Below are 16679 nucleotides of genomic sequence, written 5' to 3'. Positions count from 1 at the left end.
AGCGGCTCTTTTTAGAAAAACGGCCCCTAAACACACAATTCCTCTCGGCTGAATCTGACATGGAGTGGCTTGCCGTTTAGCGGCTCCTTTTCTGAAAACAGGCTCAAAACGCATTTTCTATATCTCTGGAGGAAGGAGTTTGCTTCTTCCCAGCTATCCCTTTGCCCAATGATATCCTTTTGCCGCATGTCTAAAATTGGCTTTCTGCTTCTGTTGGTACTGGTCAGCTCCTCTGTTTTCGCCCAAAAAGCCAAGCCCGCCCCCGCCTTGGCCCTGATTCCGGAGCTGGTGCAGGTAGCGCAGACCAAGGGCGCGTTTGAACTCACTGCCAAAACCGTTATTGTACTGCCGAAGGGGCACGAGGCCCATCTTGGGGTGGCGCAGCTCCTGTCACAGCGTTTGCAGGTGCCTACCGGTTTTGCGCTGCCCGTAAAAGTGGGTGACCGAAAGAAAAACAGTATTCAGTTCCAGCTGTTCCCGCAGCCTCAGCCAGAATTAGGACCCGAGGGGTACACGCTGGAAGTAACGCCGCAGGCTATCCTGCTTCAGGCCAACGCCCGCCGGGTGGTTCGTACGGTATTCAGACACTGCTGCAACTGTTGCCGCCCGCGGTAGAGAGTAAGCAGACGGTGGCTGGCGTGCGCTGGGAGATTGCCGGGGTGAAGATCAAAGATTACCCCCGGTTGGCCTGGCGCGGGCTCATGGTAGACGTGAGCCGCCATTTCTTTCCCAAGGAAGTGATCATGGCCTACATAGACCAGATGGCCAAATACAAGCTCAACACGTTCCACTGGCACTTAACCGACAACCAGGGCTGGCGCGTGGAAATCAAAAGCCTGCCCAAACTGACCCAGGTAGGTGCCTGGCGCGTGCCCCGCACCGGCTACTGGAAAGGCTTCAAGGCCCCCGAGCCCGGTGAGCCCGCAACAGACGGCGGCTTTTACTCCCAGGAAGACATCAAAGAGATTATCCGCTATGCGGAAGAACGTTTTGTGACCATTGTGCCTGAGGTAAACGTACCCGGCCACAGCCTCGCCTTGATCGCGTCTTATCCCAACCTGTCCTGCACCCAGACGCCGCAGCAGGTGCTGGCCGGTGATCCCTGGAACCCCCAGCGTACCAACGTGCTGTGCATCGGGAATGATTCTACCTTTACGGAGCTGGAGAAAGTCTTCTCTGAGCTGGCCCAGCTGTTCCCCGGCGAGTACCTGCACATGGGCGGCGATGAGGTAACCCGGTCTTACTGGGACAAATGCGCCAAATGCCAGCAACGCATCAAAACCGAAGGCCTCAAAAACTCTGAGGAGCTGCAGACTTATTTCCTGAAACGGCTGGCCCGCATCATCCAAAGCAAAGGCAAGAAACCCATGGGCTGGTACGAGAAACTGGAGGGCGGTTTGGCCCCCAACATGGCGGTCATGAGCTGGAAAGACATGAAAGGCGGTATTGCCGCCTCGCAGCAGGGCCATAAAGTAGTCATGACGCCCGCCTTCAACACCTACCTGGATTTTTACCAGGGAGACCCTTACCTGGAGAACGGCCCCTTCACCGTTACCCGCCTCAATGCCACCTACAACTGGAACCCTGTTCCCCTGGAAGCCAATGCCGCCAATATTCTGGGCGGGCAGGGGAGTCTCTGGACCGAACAGGTAGCCCACGAGCGGAAGCTGCAATCTATGACCTGGCCCCGCGCCCTTTCCCTGGCCGAAGTCTTCTGGACGCCCCAACCCAAACGCCAGTGGGAGAACTTCATTCCGCGCCTGGAAGCCCATTTGCCGCGGCTGGACTCGGCGCAGGTAAACTACGCCACCCATTTCTATGAGCCCATTGTCTCGGGGGTGAAAGACAGTTCAGGTGCTCTCCAAGTGGTGCTTTCCTCAGAGATCAAAGACATTGAAATGTACTACACCTTTGACGACTCCAACCCAGACAAGTTCTACCCCAAATACCAGGGCCAACCGCTGGACATCCCCAAGGGGGCGCACCACATCAGGGTGGTGAGTTACCGCCACGGCAAACGGGTGGGCCGCGAGATTAACTTGCCGCTGTCTGAGGTGGAGAAACGGGTAAGGAAGTAACTAGTATGTTTCCTGTTTTGGGCCTGTTTTCAGAAAAACAGGTCAGAAACGGGAAGAGGTTTCTGCCCGTCAAATCATCAGCATCAAACTAATTATATAACCCTTTTACATCCTCAAACTTACCATGCGTATGCGTATTCAACCGCTGAAGAAAGTGGCCCTTGGCCTCCTCTTCGTCTCTGTGCTGGGCTGCAAAAGCACCTCGTCTTCCTCTACGTCTAATGGCGGCGCTCAAGACCAGAAAATTGCCGGCGAAATTCCTCCGGAAGCCTCCATTCCCTGTTTCCCCGGGGCTTATTACCGCAAGGTGGTGAGCAGTTATGACACCTGGACGGGCATTACGGGCGTAGTGGTCCTGGGGCACCCCTCCACCGACCCCAACCGCCTAGACAGCCAGCGCAACAACCTGCCGCTAGATAATTTCTCTATTTACATGGGCGGCAACGCCGGTGGGCATTATGAGGTAGACGCGGGCATGACCTGGACGTTCTCCGTAGACAAAGCCACCGGCAAAACCAGCGCCCAACGCATTGCCTGGCGGCCGTTCTGGCGCACGAAGGTTTGGAACAACCCGCCCAACGTGGAGCATTACACCTGGCACCCGGGAGACACCATTCAAATGTCGGTGGTGATGGTGGCGCCCCAGAAACTGCGCATGGTCATTGCCGATGCCGGGAAACACCCCAAGAAACGCTTCGAGGTGGACTTTGACGCCGAAGGCTTCACCCCAGACGCCAAGCGCCAGTTCAAACGCGTGAACGCCATTGACCAGGTGCGCAACGAAGGCAAACCCGCCCAGGCCACCACGGCCAAGGTCACAGGTTCTGAATGGCTCTACACCACCCTGCACCGCGGTGATCTGCAAGTGCCCATGCCCCCCGCCCGCCTCACCGACATGCGCTGCCCAGATGCCCAATACATTGTGGTCACGCCCACCGCCAATATTCAGCAAGGCGGCGAGAGAATTGATATTGTAGGGAAGCAATAGACTTGGTAGAGCATGCTTGGTTCCCTTTGGCACTTCAAAGAGTGCTGGCGCAGCTGTACACCTGGCCAGTACCCTGTTTTAAGCTGATTTTGGAAAAGTAGCCCTAAAACAGAAGAACAAGCAGACGGCTGCTACAGCAGGGAAAAGACCTTTCCTACCGCCACCGGAATTCGCGCGGACTTTTGGGTTTCGTCTAGCGCTAAACTAAGTTTAAACCTATTCTCAGGTACACAGCCCAGCTGGGGCAGAGAATCTTTCTCTACCCCAGCTGGGCTGCTTCTTTTAGAGGACAGACAACTCATGGTAGAGCTGTTTTAGCCTTGTTTTGAGAAAATAGCCTAAAAACGCTAGAAAAAGTGAGAGGTTGTCTGTTCTGATGCAAGAGGAGAGGACGTAAATATGCCGGTTAAGGAAGAGGGCCGCCTGTCAAGACTTTGTCTGGCAGGCGGCCCTCTTTTGTTGACCTTGTAGGGGTGGGGTGGCGGTTACGGCAATATTGTAATCTCCAGTTCTTTCACCATAGATTTCTGGCCGTCTATAGTGCCGTTGGTGGCCACAAAAGTGACTTTATAGGTGCCCGGTTTGCTGTATAAATAAGCATGCGAGGTCTTCCGTCTGGAGAATTCCTTGATGGCGACTCCACGGTCTGGCGTGACTTTGTTGGGGTTGAACGGTTTGGAGATGGCCCAGTCTTCAGTAGCCAGAGGATTAGTGGCAATATGGTTAGGCGCTAGCTGTAGGTAGCTATTGGCGTAAATCCATTTGTTGTTCGGGTTTTTGAAGTCTACGTTTACCCAGGCCGCATTGGCCAGGTTAGATACCGTGGCCACGGTGCCGTCTGGGAACACATTGGTCATGGAGAGGCTGAAGATACGCCAGGTGCGTTGGGTGGCCACGCTGGTAGGTGGTTTGGCCGCCTTGTACTGGTACGCCAGGTACAGCGGTTTGCCGCTTACCAGCAAATCTGAAATGTTCGCCTTGCCTGATTCCTGGTTCGCGCCTACTCCGCCGGGTACCGGAGTGGCCCAGGTAAAGCGGTTGGAGATGTCTGTCCAGGTGGCATTTTTGACGCTGGTGGTGTCATAGCTGCCATTGAAGTTGGTGGAGACCAGTAGTTTGATGTCTCCCTCAGAGGCGTACAACGCCCGGCTCACAAATTCCAGGAACAAAGTTCCGCCGGTTAGCTCCAGCCGGTCTTTGTACTGGTACTCACGGCCCTGCTCCCCTGAATAGAACGTAAGAAAGTCTGTATCACCGGTGAAGTTGAACCGAACGGAATCCCCCAGTTTGTACTGGAGGCTGGTAGGCTGTACGTCAAAAGAGGGAGACTCTACTTCAGTATCCTGGCAGGAGTAGAAGCTAAGTGAAAGCAGCAGGTAAAAGATATAGTTACGTTTCATGATATGGTTGTTTCTTGAATTGGAACGTCAGAAATCTTAAGATACTACCAGCCGCTGTTTTGAACAATGGCGCTGTTGAGGGTGGTCTCACCCGTTGGGATAGGCAACAGCAGGTGCTTCTCGGTCACGTTAGTAGCCGCTCTTCCCGCATAGCCATAACCAGAGGGCGCCGAAACGGCTATCTGGTTAGACAGGGCCCGCATCACCTCCAAGTATTCGCCCCACCGTATGAGGTCAAACTTGCGGAGGCCCTCTGAGAACAGCTCCCTTGCCCGTTCATCCTGGATAAAGGTAAGTAGTTGATCCTGGTCTAGATTTGCCGGTACGTCTGCAATAGTGCCGGCCGCCGGGTTGGTGGGGTCTGGGGCAACAGCGTACGCACGGCGCCTTACCTGATTTACGAGCTCTTTGGCCAGGGGAGTGGGCCCATTTACAGCGTTTTCGGCCTCGGCCAGCATCAGGAGCACATCTGCGTAGCGTAAGATGGGGAAGTTGGCCGGGGAACTATTGGTGTTCTTAGGCAATGCCGTCTGGTAAATGCGTCTCCATTTGCCGTTTTTACGGTTGTAGATCTGGTCTTTGCTGTAAGCAATGCTGTCTTTCCCAGAGTAGTAGAACGGAGCAATATTCCAATCACGACGGGTGTCACGGGAATCTTCTACCGTGATGGTGGCCGGTGTTACATTGGTTCTCACAAGCGTGCGGGTGCCACTGATAGGGTATAGGTCATAGTGGCTTTTCAAAATCTGGATGATACCGTAGCTGTAGCCAATTTCCGGGTCTCCGGTAGGAATCCCACCTGTTACCCCCAATGAACCTTCTTCATACGCAAGGCCGGGCCCGCGCTGGCAAACTCGGCTTCCCACATAGACTCACGGTATTGTAGATCATAGCGGTCTTGCATGTGGTTAATGAAGATTTGTTTATAGCTGGGGTTGAGGCTATGGAGTCCAGACTCTTTCACTTTGGTGGCCCACTTGATCACTTCGCTGTAGCGGCTTCTGTCATTAAGGGGGGCACCCGCCATTTTAAGGTTTACCCGGGCCAGAATGCCTTGTACAATGGTGTTGGTTACCCGGCCAGCATGGTTGAACTTATAGATAACCGTGGTGCCGCCTGTGTTTTTGGTACCTGTTACCTCCACCATGGCTTCTGCTTCTTCCATTTCCCGCACAATAAAGTCATAGATGGTTCTGGACGGGGTTTTGGGTATGTTCACTTCTTTCACAGAGGCGGTCGCATTCAGGCGCAGCGGCACATCTCCCCAGTTGGTTACCAGCAGGAAGTAGTAGTACGCCCGCAGGAACTTCGCCTGCCCCAGCACCTTTGTCTTGGCATCCTGGGGCATGTCGGCTTTGTCCAGGTTCTCCAGGAGCATGTTGGCGCGGTTAATGCCCAGGTAGAGAGACTGCCATAAACCGGCCACCTTGGTGTCTGTGGCGTCATAGTTGTTTAAAGAAAAGTCTACAATAGCGTTGGAGCGGTTATCAAAGAACTGGTCAGCTACGTCCAGCTCCCACCACAGGGTGCGGCCGTACGTTTGGTTTCGGCCCAGAATGTCATACACCCCGGCCAGGGCGGCATTCACCTCTTCCTCGTTTCGGTAATAGTTGGCTGGTGTCACAAAATCATCTGGGGTGGTCTCCAAAAAGTCTTTGCAGGAGGAGAGACCCAGGGTTGCTAAAACGGTGACGGTATAGAAAAATCTTTTCATGACGGTTCTTAGAAATCAATTAGAAAGTAACATCTAGCCCAACAGTGGTAGTTCTGGCCCTTGGATAGGCAGAATAGTCAAAGCCCTCAGTCAAAGCCCCTGGTCTTACAGATACTTCAGGGTCATAGCCACTGTAGTTAGACCAGGTGTGCAGGTTCTGTGCGGCCACATACAGACGCAGGCTCTTTATTTTGGCACGGCTGAGCAAATGCTGTGGTACTCTGTAGCCCAACTGCACCGTTTTAAGTCTGATAAAGGAACCATCTTCCACAATGCGGGAGGAATAGGTGCTGTACAACTGGCCTTTGGCGCGCGGAATATTAGAGGTAGGGTTCTCCTCAGACCAGCGGTCTGCAAACGTGGCGTACTGGTTTACGTTGTAGCGGTAACCAGATTCCAGAAAGATTCTGTTGGCGTTGATGACATCATTGCCGTATGACCACTGAAAGAAAACGCTCAGGTCAAAGCCTTTGTAGGCGAAGTTGTTGGAGATCCCTCCAAAATGGATGGGGTTAGGATTGCCAATGATGGTTTTGTCATATTCATTGATTACGCCATCCTGGTTAATATCACGGTATTTGATATCGCCGGGGCGTATGCTGTTTCTGGGGGTGCCATTATCAGGTACCAGGTCTTTTAGGCTATACGCCCCGGAGGCAGACACATCAAAATCTTCATAGGTATAGACCCCGTCCCAGATGAGGCCATACATCTGTGCTATAGGCTTCCCTATTTTAGCAATGTACGCAGGAATAGCGGTCCAGCCGTAGTCCCAGCCAATAGCCGTGAGCAATGACGTTTCGTTCTCAGCCAGAGACAATACTTTGTTCCGGTTGAAGGAGATGTTGATGTCTGTGGTCCAGGTGAATTCCTTTCCCTGGATGGGCGATAACCCCAAAGCCATTTCCAGGCCTTGGTTCTGCACTTTCCCTATGTTTTTGAAGCCTCTGCTGTACCCAGTGGAAAGGGGCAGGTTGGCGTTCAGGAGGAGGTCATCAGTTGTTTTGCGGTACACATCTGCGGTGAACGTAACCCGGTGGTTGAACAAGGCCAGGTCTATGCCCAGGTCTACCTGACGCGTACTTTCCCATTTCAGGTCAGAGTTACCCAGATCAGTGGGGTAAGAACCCTTGCTGGGTTGGTTCCCGAAGAAATAGCCGCCGTCTTGCGGTACGGTAATGCGTGGCATATAAGAGTAATCTCCTACGCGGTTATTGCCCGTAATTCCCCAGCTGGTTCTTATTTTGGCGCTATTGATGAAAGTAAGCTCTTTCATAAACTCCTCCTTGCCCAGCTGCCAGGCAAAAGACCCGGAAGGAAAGTAACTCCACTTGTTGCCCGTGGCAAACTTAGAGGAACCGTCTGCCCGTAAAGAAACCGTGAGCAGGTATTTAGACTTGTAGTTGTAGTTGACCCGGCTTAGGAACGAAAGCAGCGTCCAGTCTGAGGAAGCAGCGCTCACGGTACCAACGGTTCCCTCATCCAGGCCACTCAGGCCCAAGGTCTCGTTGGGTAGTAGCTTTGCGGTGGCGCCATAGGTAGAGCCCTCTGACCCCTCGGCACTGAACACCCCCACCACGTTCAGGTTATGATGGGAGGCAATCTTCTTGTCAAAGGTAAGCGTGTTGATGCTCTGCCAGCTGGTGGAGGCGATGTTGGTGAATCCGCCATTTACTTTATCGTTGGCTTGGGCACTTCTGGACTTGGAGCCGTTAAAGAACTCAAATTTTCTACTGGAGCGGGTAACGCCCCCGGCTACCCGCAGCTTCAGGTTTTTCAGGATGCTGTAGTCTGCAAAAGCGTTTCCAATAAGAGTCTCAAAGTTGTTGTCCCGTAACTCATTCTGCACGGTGAGAATAGGGTTGAACCGGAACTCATTGTTGGTCTCAATCTCAGGGTCATCTGTTAGTTCTATCAGGTTGATTCCCTCAGAAGACACCGGCCTGTACCCCCAAACGCTGTAAAGCAGGTTGTTCTGGCCAGAGCCCTGGCCGGCTGAAGGAGGCGTGCCATAGGATTTATATTGGGAGTAGGAGGCATTCACATTCACGCGCAGCTTTTCAGATACGTCCTGGGTAAGGGAGAATCTGGACTGGAAGCGGTCAAAGCCGGAGTTGATGATGACCCCTTCCTGGTCAAAATAGGAGGCAGACAAGGTATAGCGGGTTTTCTCACTGCCCCCAGAAAGGGAGACCTGGTGGCTCTGAATGGGAGCTGTCTGCATGATAGCGTCTTCCCAGTCATAGCCTTGCACGTTGCGGTAGTCTTCCAGGGTTTTCCCTTTCCCCGCCAGATAGAGCTCTGCGGTTTTGATGGGATCCAGCTCCTGCTGCAGTTTCACAAATTCATACGGGCTGAGTACTGGCATACGTTTGTTGCTTTCCTGAATACCGTAGTAGCCGCTGTAGGTGATAGAAGGAGTGCCAGCTTTCCCTTTTTTAGTGGTGATCAGGATGACCCCATTAGCCCCCCTTGCTCCGTAAATAGCCGTAGCCGAGGCGTCTTTGAGAATATCAATTGACTCAATCTCATTAGGGCTGAGGGCATTGATGCTAGGGTCTTCAATAGGGAACCCGTCAATGACGTAGAGGGGCGCGTTATTTTGGGTAATTGAGTTAGCCCCCCTGATCACGATGTTGATGGGCGAGCCGGGTTGTCCTTCTGAAGACGTTACCTGCACCCCCGCCACGCGACCGGCCAGCGCCTCATCAAACGATTTGACCGGGGCTTTGTACAGATCGGCCATGTTAACGGTACCAATGGAACCAGTCAAGTCTGCTCTGCGGGCCTCGCCGTAGCCAATATTCACCACCTCAATTTCTTGCAGGGCCTGGGCGTCTTCTGACAGCTTTATATTATAGACCGTGGCATTGGTAACGGGAACCTCACGGGTGGTGTACCCAATATAAGTGAAGACTAAAGTGCCTGACGCCTCTGGGAGCCTCAGAGAGAAGATACCGTTCCCATTGGTTGAAGTGGCAAGGGTAGTTCCTTTTAATACCACCGTTACCCCAGCCAGGGCCTCCCCGCTGGCAGAGGTAACTTTCCCGGTAATTTCAGTGGGTACAGGAAGCCTTTCCCGCTTTTTCAGAGAGTGAGCTGGTGCCTCTGTCATAGGTTTGCCGGCACTGGCAGCCATGGCGCCCGTGTTTCCTACAGTACACTGTAGAGCTAAACCTAAAAGGACTAAGTTGAAAGGGTGTAAATTTTTTTTCATACAGGTACTAATCACGAACAGATTGGGCGTAGAAAAACTTTAGTAAAGACTGGTAAGGGAATACAGACATGGCCGGAGGGGGGAGTAGACATGCCAAATGTATTTCTTGGATAAATATATATGAACTTATTATTAAATAAAATTAAAATCTTAAATATCTTTTTAAAAAATTGACAAACACAAGATTCATTTAAACCAGAGGGATTAAAAAGAATGGGTTGGATAAAATTTTATTTCTGGGTGGGGCAACTCCCTGGCCAGTACACGGCTCTCTGTGTATTTGAATTCTTGGTGGCGCTGGCACACTCTAAGGCCACTGGAGCATAACTATGCAGTGGTTCAATAGTTTTCGGTTCAGAAATGTAACGATCCAAGTATTTTAAAAACATCTAGGCTGCTCCTGAAGCCAACAGGGTTTTACCCATCTGCTTGTATATGCGTATGTAAGAAAAACTTCTTTTAAGCCATGAATGCCCAAGACCCACGCACTCCTCTTGACGAACGCCTGAAGTGGGTAGAGTCTATCTCCCGTTTACTGGACAACCAGTTTAAAGTGCCCGGGACTAACTTCAGGTTTGGACTGGACCCTATCATGGGACTGGTTCCTATTGTGGGAGATCTGTCTTCCTTTGCCATGTCTGGGGTGCTGGTAATGACCATGGCCCGCCACGGCGCAAGCCGTTATCTGGTGATCAGGATGTTGTTTAACATTTTCCTGGATGCCGTGATCGGTAGTATTCCTATAGTAGGGTGGTTGTTTGACTTTGGCTATAAAGCCAACCAGCGCAATGTGGAAATGCTGCGCCGCCATTATCAGGAGGGGAAGTACCAGGGAAAGGGTACCGGGTTCCTGATAGCAGTACTGCTTGCGTTTATTGTGCTGTTTGGCGTGCTGCTGTACGGCCTCTGGAAGTTAGCTGAATACCTGTGGCTCTGGGCTTCCTCGGTATGGTAGACCTGGCGGAGAAGGGGAAGCCAGCAACTACTCCTTATTATAATATAGGTAATAGAGTAGCACCTGTTTCTATTTGCCCGTAGGGGCAGCCTTTGTTCCCCTTGGTGACGTTGGAGCACACAGGAAGTTTGAAGACTTCTCAGAGGGGCTATCTGTCAGAATATTACTAATGGTAGAAGAAAGGCTGGTTAAGGTTCTGGAGAAGCGGTTTGAGAGCCTCGCATCTGCTATTCCCCGCTGTTATTTCTATGGCTTCTGCCTCTCTCGCTGTGTTTTGCGGTTTTCTGTTTTTGGCCTGTTTTTAGAAAAACAGGCCGAAAACGCCATTCCTTTCTCGCTTTGTTCAAATAACGTGCTCCTCCTCTTCTGCTAAGGTGCCAACAGCAGAGGGGCCAGCCTCAATCCTTTTGGGGAAGAACCCGCAGTGAAACTGGCTGGGCAGCAGTGCCAGGAAGTTCTGCCTGTGCATGCGCTTCACACCGTTTTTTACTACCTTCACTCCGTGGCAGCAGGGGCAAGTGGCGCACGTAGTTCTCCTGCGCTTTACTTCCTGCAGGCTATCTTGCTGCCGTTTTCCCCAGACACCATATAAACACAACTTAATTTTACAGCACACCCATTTGTTAAATGATATGACCACCAGAATCACTGCCTGTCTTTTAGGAGCCTTCGTCTTATTGTTGAGTAGTAATTGCTTTGCACAAAACCAACCTGCCCTCACCGTTGAGAAAATAATGCAGGATCCTGCCCAATGGATAGGCACCTCCCCCAGCAACATTTACTGGTCAGATGACAGCAGGCAGGTGTTCTTTCAGTGGAATCCGGAGAAGGCGAAGCGCGACTCTTTGTACTGGGTCTCTGCCAGGGGAGGGCAGGTGCAGAAGGTGCCTGCAGCCAAAAGAAAAAACAGTACTGCCCCCACCGGGATTTTTAATCTTCAAAAAACCCTGCGGGTGTATGAGCGTGGCGGTGATTTGTACTTGCTAAACGTGAAGAAGGGAGAGGTGAGGCAAATCACCAAAACGGTTGAACGGGAATATGCACCGGCCTTCACCTTTGATGAAAAAGACATCACCTTTCTGAGGGACGGGAATTTGTACACCTGGAACCTCACCAATGGGCAGGTAAGTCAGCTGACAGACTTCAGAAAGGGCCGTAAGCCCTCCAACCCTGATCTGATCAAGGACAAGCAGGAGCGTGCCCTGCGGGAGCAGCAGGTGGAGTTACTGCAGATCATACAGAAGCGGGAGGAAGAACGGGCCAACCTGCGCCGGCAGCAGGCCGAACTTTCAAAGAACAAGCCCAAAGAGATTTATACCGAAGACAAATCTGTGGACAACATTGTGCTGGCCCCTAATAGAAGGTACATCACGTACAGACTGGTGGGGCGGCCGGCCAACTCCAAGATTGCCCAGGTGCCCAATTATATCACCGCGTCTGGCTATACAGAAGACATTCCTACCAGAACCAAAGTTGGGGCGGGGCAGGCTACCTATGAACTTGCGCTGTATGATGTGCAGTTAGACACCACCTACGCCATTTCCTTTTCAGGTTTACCAGGCATTAAGGAGCAGCCGGCGTACCTGAAGCAAGAGCAGAAAACCTCAGCCGCAGAAAACAGGCAGCTGATGATGTTTGGTCCGTACTATTCTAAAGACGGTAAAAATGCCGTACTGGTGGCTAGGTCCCTGGACAACAAAGACCGCTGGATTATGGGCTTTGACCCGGCTACCAGAGCGGTAAAGGTGCTGGACCGGCTGCATGATGAGGCGTGGGTGAACGGCTATGGCCCCGGTGAAATAGGGTGGATGCCCAACCATCAGCAGGTGTGGTTCCTCTCTGAAGAAAGCGGCTATGCCCATCTTTACGTGCTAGATGCCACCACCGGGCAGAAGAAAGCATTGACCTCCGGAAACTTTGAAGTGCAGAATGTCAGGATCTCAGCCGATGAAAAATACTGGTATTTCACCTCCAATGAGGTGCACCCCGGGGAGCAGCATTTCTACAGAATGCCTCTGGCCGGTGGCAAACGGGAGCAAATCACCAAAATGACAGGAGCCCATGAAGTAACCCTGTCGCCAGATGAGAAGACGTTGGCCATCAGGTATTCTTACACAAACAAGCCCTGGGAGCTGTACCTCATGCCCAACAAGCCGGGCGCAAAACCGGAGCAGATCACCCAATCTACCACCCAGGATTTTAATGCGTACCCATGGCGGGAACCCGAGGTGATCTCTTACAAAGCGGCAGACGGGGCAGATGTCTACGCCCGTCTGTACAAACCTGCCAAATCTGCCGGTTCAGGCCCAGCCGTGATTTTTGTGCACGGGGCGGGGTATCTGCAAAACGCCCACAAGTGGTGGAGCAGTTACTTCAGGGAATATATGTTTCACAACCTGTTGGTTGACAAAGGCTATACCGTACTGGATATTGATTACCGGGGCAGCGCCGGCTACGGCCGTGATTGGCGTACCGGAATTTATCGCCACATGGGCGGAAAAGACCTGAGTGACCATGTAGACGGCGCCAAACTCTTAGTAGAAAAATATGGCGTGGACCCTAAACGGATTGGGATCTATGGCGGGTCCTATGGTGGATTTATCACCTTGATGGCCATGTTCACCCAGCCAGATGTTTTTGCCGCCGGCGCAGCCCTGCGGTCTGTAACTGACTGGGCCCATTATAACCACGGCTATACCTCCAACATTCTAAATGAGCCCCAGACAGACAGCCTCGCCTATACCAGAAGCTCACCCATTTATTTCGCAGAAGGCCTGAAGGGCGCACTGCTCATGTGTCATGGCATGGTAGACACCAATGTGCACTTTCAAGATATTGTACGGCTCTCCCAGCGCCTCATTGAGCTGGGCAAAGATAACTGGGAGTTGGCGGTCTATCCGGTAGAAGACCACGGGTTTGTGGAGCCTTCCAGCTGGACAGACGAGTACAAACGTATTCTAAAACTTTTCGAGACAAATCTCAACAAATAAGCACTCTGCGGTTTCTGGCAAGGAAGCCTGTTCCTGTTTTGGGGCTGTTTTTCTAAAAACACCCCCAAAACAGGAAATTGAAAAACCTCTCTCAGGCTGTGGGCATTCCAGCTCAGGACAACAGATCCCTAATACAGAAACACCCGGTACAACAATGCCGGGTGTTTCTGTTTTTGACCTGTTTTTGGGAAAACAGGTCAAAAACGCTTGGTCAACGCAACCCCCTGTAAGTAGTCTCCCGCAGCTGCATCTGATGAGGGCACCAGGCGCCAGCTGGTTTCATGGTTGTTCTTATGCAGCTCAGGCACTAGAATCCCAATGCTGGCTCCCACCGCGTACCCAATGAGGTTGTCGCTCAGGAAATGCTTTCCGGCCTTCAGCCGAAGATAGCCTACGGTGGCGGGTACAGCGGCAGCGGCCGTCCACACCACCGGCCGCCAGGGCGAATTAGGGTGGAGGTCATGGAACACCTTGGCCGTAAAAAAAGTGGCGCTGGCGGTAGCGGCGGTATGGCCGGCAAAGAACGAATTGGTGGCGTACTTGTGCAGCCGTTCTTCTACGGGGGCATGCGTGGCATAGACATTGGGCCGCTTCCGGTTGGTTAAGCCAGCGGTCAAGGCATACAGTCCTCCTGCCAGAGAAACGGTCTGGGCGTACAGAAAATAGATGTCTGGTGCGTGCGGCCGTGCGTTCTGATCTGCCAGAAACAGCAGCGGTAAGGCAAAAGACGTGTAAAAGGGGATATCGCTCGCGTCTTGGGCCTTTTTACTGTAATTACCAGCCGCCCAACGGTCAAATTTATTCACCTGGTCCGGGTTGATAGAAGCCAAATCTGCCTCTGTCAATCGGTCTTTGTTGGTAAGCAGCAAAGACCCGGTCACCGCCATGGTCACTCCGCCTGCGGTAATTAAACCATCGCGCAGCAAACTGGTGTGGTAGATCTTTTCTGGCGGTTGGGCATGTAGGGGCAACGGCAGGCTTAGCCACAGAGAAAAGACGAACAGGAACGGGAGCGCTGAAATCCTCATATTAGAACTTGTACTGCAGGGCCACGCCATCTACATACTTTCCGGGGACAGGGATCACACTTGGTGAAATAGAAATACCGCTGTTATTCCCTTTCTTGTGCAGCTGCGGTACCAGAATACCAATGGCGGCACCCACGCCATATCCTACAAGGTTGTCACTCAGGAAATGTTTTCCGGCTTCCAGCCGAAGATAACCCACCGCGGCAGGGACAATGGCCGCTCCGGCCCACACAAACGGGCGCGCCGGCGAATCTGGGTTATAGTCATGGAAAACCTTGGCGGTGAAAAAGGTCATGGTGGAGACAGCGGCAGTGTGCCCTGCAAAGAAAGAGTTTTGGGAATTGGCTCTGGTTTTCTCCCCAATTTCCACCTCAGGGCTATACGTGAGAGGCCGCGCCCTTGGGAAGGCCGCTGAGCTTAACGTGAAGACCGCACCCGTAATAGACATGGTTTCCAGGTAAAGCGCGAGCATTTGCCCGGTGTTGTCATTGATTTTGTCATTAAACAGCAGCAGGGCAGGGGCGGCAATAGAACTATAAAGCATGACGTCACTCACTTTCTTGGCGCTTTCACTATGATTACCGGCCGCAAAGCGGTCAAACCCGTTGACATCCTCCTTGTTCAGGTTCATTGCCTCTGTATTGGTAAACGGGTCCTTCTGCTGCATCAGGTACAGGCCCAGACCGCTTAAACCAGCCCCGGCCACCGTGATAGGGGCATCTACTTTGAAAGATGTTTTGTAGGGAGAGTTAGACTGCCCCATGGTTTGGGTCAGGGTAACTGCGGTCAAGAAGAGCGTATAGAAATATTTCTTCATCATCTGAAAAGAATATAAGTATGGGTAAATAGTAATTGAAAGATGGTTAGAAAACGCGATGCCCTCTAAAAGGTTTTTGTTTCTGTTTTCGCTGTTTTCCTGAAATCAGCCCGAAAACAGAAACAGGGGTAGATTCTTGAGGGAAGGCAATGTCCCATAAAGCCTCTGAATTCTTATTCATCTTTTTGCATATCCGGCAATTCGCGTAATTTTGTCTCTCATGGCTCTGCAGAGGGCCTGTTCTATCTTGTAAATAATCTTTTTATAGATGCCTTATCTTTTTACATCTGAGTCAGTTTCGGAAGGACATCCGGATAAAGTGGCTGACCAAATATCTGATGCGCTTTTAGATGAGTTCTTGAAGCAGGACCCCCAGTCAAAAGTTGCCTGTGAGACACTGGTAACCACAGGGCTGGTGGTGTTGAGTGGCGAAGTGAAGACAGATGCCTACGTAGATGTGCAGAAAGTGGCGCGTGACGTGATCAAGCGCATTGGCTACACCAAGTCTGAGTACAAGTTTGATGCTGAGGCCTGCGGCGTGATTTCTGCCATTCATGAGCAGTCTGGTGATATCAACCAGGGCGTGGAGCGCGAGAACCCGGAAGACCAGGGAGCCGGTGACCAGGGTATGATGTTCGGCTATGCCACCAATGAGACTGATAGCTATATGCCACTGGCTCTGGAGATCTCCCATTTGCTGCTCAAGGAGCTGTCTGCCATCAGAAAAGAGGGTAAGGAAATGACCTACCTGCGCCCAGACGCCAAGTCTCAGGTGACCATCAGGTACTCAGACAACCACGTGCCGGAGAAGATTGACACCATTGTCATCTCTACCCAGCATGATGAGTTTGAAGCTTCTGATGCCAATGACCGTGCCGCCTCCAAGGCCGCTGAGGAGAAAATGGTAGCCAAGATCAAAGAAGATGTGCTGAATATTCTGCTGCCGCGCGTGAAAAGCCAGTTGCCGCAGCGTACGGTAGATCTATTCTCCGGTGATATCACGTACCACATTAACCCCACCGGGAAATTTGTGATTGGTGGCCCGCACGGTGATACCGGTCTGACGGGCCGTAAAATTATTGTAGACACCTACGGTGGAAAAGGTGCGCACGGCGGAGGTGCTTTCTCTGGGAAAGACTCTTCTAAGGTAGACCGTTCTGCCGCGTACGCCGCCCGCCACATTGCCAAGAACTTGGTGGCCGCGGGAGTGGCTGATCAGGTGCTGGTGCAGGTGGCCTATGCCATTGGGGTAGCCGAACCGGTTGGTTTATACGTGACCACCTACGGCACCACCAAAGTAAAAGGCACCAACGGCGAGACCATGACCGACGGCGAGATTGCCAATAAAGTGAATGAGCTGTTTGAGATGCGCCCGTATGACATTGTGACCCGTTTCGGGCTGCAGAACCCTATTTTCTCTGAGACTGCCAGGCACACAGGGATGACGGCACGCAGAGTGCAGTACACGGTGAACGGAAAGTCTGAGGAGCGT

General features: G+C 52.2%; 13 protein-coding genes. 7 read left to right on the top strand and 6 right to left on the bottom strand.

From position 1 onward, the window contains the following. The first annotated feature begins 186 nt into the window (after positions 1-186). The 3 genes from A8O25_RS22750 (at position 187) to A8O25_RS15175 (ending at position 3066) form a co-directional block, all read left to right on the top strand. Positions 187-615 (top strand): glycoside hydrolase family 20 zincin-like fold domain-containing protein, encoded by a 429-nt coding sequence (locus A8O25_RS22750; RefSeq protein ID WP_161947761.1) that lies wholly within the window; start codon positions 187-189, stop codon positions 613-615. After that, positions 600-2078, top strand: a complete 1479-nt coding sequence (locus A8O25_RS15180) for a beta-N-acetylhexosaminidase (RefSeq protein ID WP_082893679.1) — start codon at positions 600-602, stop codon at positions 2076-2078. The genes A8O25_RS22750 and A8O25_RS15180 overlap by 16 nt, the downstream gene beginning before the upstream one ends. A 130-nt stretch (positions 2079-2208) precedes the next feature. Further along, positions 2209-3066, top strand: a complete 858-nt coding sequence (locus tag A8O25_RS15175; protein ID WP_082893678.1) for a hypothetical protein — start codon at positions 2209-2211, stop codon at positions 3064-3066. Positions 3067-3551: 485 nt separating this feature from the next. On the opposite strand, the gene A8O25_RS15170 is transcribed toward A8O25_RS15175, so the two are convergent. The 4 genes from A8O25_RS15170 to A8O25_RS15160 are packed head-to-tail and all read right to left on the bottom strand — an operon-like array spanning position 3552 to position 9295. Next, entirely contained in the window at positions 3552-4466 is a 915-nt protein-coding gene (locus tag A8O25_RS15170) for a DUF5017 domain-containing protein (protein ID WP_066836389.1), read from the bottom strand. A 44-nt stretch (positions 4467-4510) separates the two neighbouring features. Further along, positions 4511-5278, bottom strand: a complete 768-nt coding sequence (locus tag A8O25_RS22745) for a RagB/SusD family nutrient uptake outer membrane protein (RefSeq protein ID WP_161947760.1) — start codon at positions 5276-5278, stop codon at positions 4511-4513. Beyond that, the gene (locus A8O25_RS22740) at positions 5269-6180 is read right to left on the bottom strand and encodes a RagB/SusD family nutrient uptake outer membrane protein (RefSeq protein ID WP_082893676.1); all 912 of its coding nucleotides are present in this window, start codon (positions 6178-6180) and stop codon (positions 5269-5271) included. The genes A8O25_RS22745 and A8O25_RS22740 overlap by 10 nt, the downstream gene beginning before the upstream one ends. A gap of 19 nt (positions 6181-6199) precedes the next feature. Beyond that, entirely contained in the window at positions 6200-9295 is a 3096-nt protein-coding gene (locus A8O25_RS15160) for a SusC/RagA family TonB-linked outer membrane protein (RefSeq protein ID WP_066836423.1), read from the bottom strand. A 568-nt stretch (positions 9296-9863) separates the two neighbouring features. On the opposite strand from A8O25_RS15160, the gene A8O25_RS15155 reads away from it, so the two are divergent. The 3 genes from A8O25_RS15155 (at position 9864) to A8O25_RS15150 (ending at position 13342) form a co-directional block, all read left to right on the top strand. Continuing rightward, the gene (locus A8O25_RS15155; protein ID WP_066836387.1) at positions 9864-10352 is read left to right on the top strand and encodes a DUF4112 domain-containing protein; all 489 of its coding nucleotides are present in this window, start codon (positions 9864-9866) and stop codon (positions 10350-10352) included. Between the two features lie 73 nt (positions 10353-10425). Beyond that, positions 10426-10725: a hypothetical protein gene (locus tag A8O25_RS23005; protein ID WP_153042770.1), complete on the top strand. Its 300-nt coding sequence runs from the start codon at positions 10426-10428 to the stop codon at positions 10723-10725. A gap of 259 nt (positions 10726-10984) precedes the next feature. Then, positions 10985-13342 carry a S9 family peptidase gene (locus A8O25_RS15150; RefSeq protein WP_066836385.1) on the top strand — a complete coding sequence of 786 codons (2358 nt, stop codon included), beginning with the start codon at positions 10985-10987 and terminating at the stop codon, positions 13340-13342. Positions 13343-13539: 197 nt separating this feature from the next. On the opposite strand, the gene A8O25_RS15145 is transcribed toward A8O25_RS15150, so the two are convergent. Continuing rightward, positions 13540-14370, bottom strand: a complete 831-nt coding sequence (locus tag A8O25_RS15145) for a phosphatase PAP2 family protein (protein ID WP_066836382.1) — start codon at positions 14368-14370, stop codon at positions 13540-13542. 1 nt (position 14371) lies between these two features. Beyond that, positions 14372-15190 (bottom strand): phosphatase PAP2 family protein, encoded by an 819-nt coding sequence (locus tag A8O25_RS15140; protein ID WP_241499048.1) that lies wholly within the window; start codon positions 15188-15190, stop codon positions 14372-14374. A 265-nt stretch (positions 15191-15455) separates the two neighbouring features. Here A8O25_RS15140 and metK point away from each other — a divergent pair. Beyond that, positions 15456-16679, top strand: a 1224-nt coding sequence (metK, locus tag A8O25_RS15135; RefSeq protein ID WP_074987988.1) for a methionine adenosyltransferase, incomplete at its 3' end; no start/stop codon positions are given.

This window comes from Rufibacter ruber (assembly GCF_001647275.1).
In the GTDB taxonomy this organism is placed as follows: Bacteria; Bacteroidota; Bacteroidia; order Cytophagales; family Hymenobacteraceae; genus Nibribacter; species Nibribacter ruber_C.
The sequence above is the reverse complement of the archived record's forward strand: the minus strand, read 5'-3'. Positions and strand labels throughout refer to the sequence as shown.

What these genes read in the sequence shown, in the direction of transcription:
- A8O25_RS22750 (WP_161947761.1), top strand. Translation starts at nt 187, where the DNA reads ATGTCTAAAATTGGCTTTCTGCTTCTGTTGGTACTGGTCAGCTCCTCT.
- A8O25_RS15175 (WP_082893678.1), top strand. Translation starts at nt 2,209, where the DNA reads ATGCGTATTCAACCGCTGAAGAAAGTGGCCCTTGGCCTCCTCTTCGTC.
- A8O25_RS15170 (WP_066836389.1), bottom strand. Translation starts at nt 4,466, where the DNA reads ATGAAACGTAACTATATCTTTTACCTGCTGCTTTCACTTAGCTTCTAC.
- A8O25_RS22740 (WP_082893676.1), bottom strand. Translation starts at nt 6,180, where the DNA reads ATGAAAAGATTTTTCTATACCGTCACCGTTTTAGCAACCCTGGGTCTC.
- A8O25_RS15160 (WP_066836423.1), bottom strand. Translation starts at nt 9,295, where the DNA reads ATGACAGAGGCACCAGCTCACTCTCTGAAAAAGCGGGAAAGGCTTCCT.
- A8O25_RS15155 (WP_066836387.1), top strand. Translation starts at nt 9,864, where the DNA reads ATGAATGCCCAAGACCCACGCACTCCTCTTGACGAACGCCTGAAGTGG.
- A8O25_RS15150 (WP_066836385.1), top strand. Translation starts at nt 10,985, where the DNA reads ATGACCACCAGAATCACTGCCTGTCTTTTAGGAGCCTTCGTCTTATTG.
- A8O25_RS15145 (WP_066836382.1), bottom strand. Translation starts at nt 14,370, where the DNA reads ATGAGGATTTCAGCGCTCCCGTTCCTGTTCGTCTTTTCTCTGTGGCTA.
- A8O25_RS15140 (WP_241499048.1), bottom strand. Translation starts at nt 15,190, where the DNA reads ATGATGAAGAAATATTTCTATACGCTCTTCTTGACCGCAGTTACCCTG.